Below are 1,511 nucleotides of genomic sequence, written 5' to 3' on the forward strand. Positions count from 1 at the left end.
GGTGACTCCACGGCGCCCGGTGCTGCAGCAACACGGCGGGGGTGCCGTCGGCGCGTGGCGCCCGCAGCAGCAGACCCGCCGCGCCGTACCGACCCCAGAAGGGAATGCCACTGTCGGACACCACCCACCCGTCGCCGTCTCCGCGCACGCTGTTCAGGATATGCGGGCAGACTCTGGGCGTGATCGACGACACTCGTCCACAACTGGCACCACTTAGCGTCGTCGCTCTTAGACTTCGCTTATACAATCTCGTGGGAGTCGTGGGACCAACGCCGAAGAAAAGAGGTCCGAACAGACGTGACCGTTGAGTTGGCGCACCCGTCGACTGAACCGCTGGGGTCGCGTTCGCCAACCGAACCCGCACACCCCCGCTGGTGGTTCGTGTCGACGACGCCGGGCCGCATCCTGACCATCGGCATCATCCTGGCGCTGCTGGGGGTGCTCAGCGCCTTCGCCACCTCGACGACGATCAACCAGCGCCAGCAAGTGCTGAGCACCGTGCTCAACCACACCGAGCCGCTGGCCTTCGCCGCCGGACGGCTCTACACCACACTGTCGGTCGCCGACGCCGCGGCAGCCACAGCGTTCATCGCCCAGGCCGAGCCGCGCACCGTCCGGGAACGCTACGAGCAGGCCATCACCGACGCCTCCGAAGCCGTCACCCGGGCGTCGAGCGGGCTGACCGACGAGCCGCTGGTGCGGCTGCTGGGTCGGATCAACGCCGAACTGGCCGTATACACCGGGCTGATCGAAATCGCGCGCACCAATAACCGGGCGGGTAATCCGGTCGGTTCGTCGTATCTGTCGGAGGCGTCGGTGCTGATGCAGGAGCGAATTCTGCCGGACGCCCAACACCTCTACCAGGCTACGTCGGCGCGGGTGGACACCGAGACCACGGCCTCAACGCAGATTCCGGCCCCGGTCATCCTCGTCGTCGCCACCACCGCTGCCTTTGGCGCGTTCGCGCACCGCTGGTTGGGCCGTCGCACCAAACGGCGCATCAATCCCGGACTTGTCGTGGGTGCGCTGGCGATTCTCGTTATGGTGGTTTGGGTGGGTACGGCGCTCACTATCTCCACGACGAGTAGCCGCACCGCCAAAGACACCGCCGCAGAGTCATTGAAGACCATCACCAACCTCGCGATCACCGCTCAGCAGGCGCGAGCCGACGAGACGCTGTCCCTGATTCGGCGCGGTGACCAGGAGGTCCGTAAACAGTCCTTCTACCAGCGCATCGACGACATGCAAAAGCAGCTCGACTCCTATCTCGCCCGAAACGACGCCGTCGACAGAAGTGATCTGCAGGGCGCCGATCAACTGTTGGCCCGCTGGCGTCAGGCCGATGAGCGGATCAACGCCTACATCTCGGTGGGTAACTACCAAGCCGCCACCCAGGTCGCCCTCGGTAACGGTGACGACGACTCCACTCCGGCGTTCGACAAGCTCGACCGCGCGTTGGTCAAGGCCATGGACCAAAGCCGCAGCCAGCTGCGCGACGACGTGCTCAACGC

The 1,511-nt window shown here is 65.7% G+C and carries 1 protein-coding gene and 1 pseudogene; one reads left to right on the forward strand and one right to left on the reverse strand.

Translation table 11 applies throughout. From position 1 onward, the window contains the following. Positions 1-148, reverse strand: a pseudogene (locus WA317_RS16585) (NUDIX hydrolase); the annotation flags it as partial. A 149-nt stretch (positions 149-297) separates the two neighbouring features. Between WA317_RS16585 and glnX the strand changes: the two are divergent. Further along, positions 298-1,511, forward strand: a 1,214-nt coding sequence (gene glnX / locus WA317_RS16590; protein WP_425174067.1) for a protein kinase G-activating protein GlnX, incomplete at its 3' end; no start/stop codon positions are given.

The organism is Mycobacterium sp. (assembly GCF_049802695.1).
GTDB lineage: Bacteria > Actinomycetota > Actinomycetes > Mycobacteriales > Mycobacteriaceae > Mycobacterium.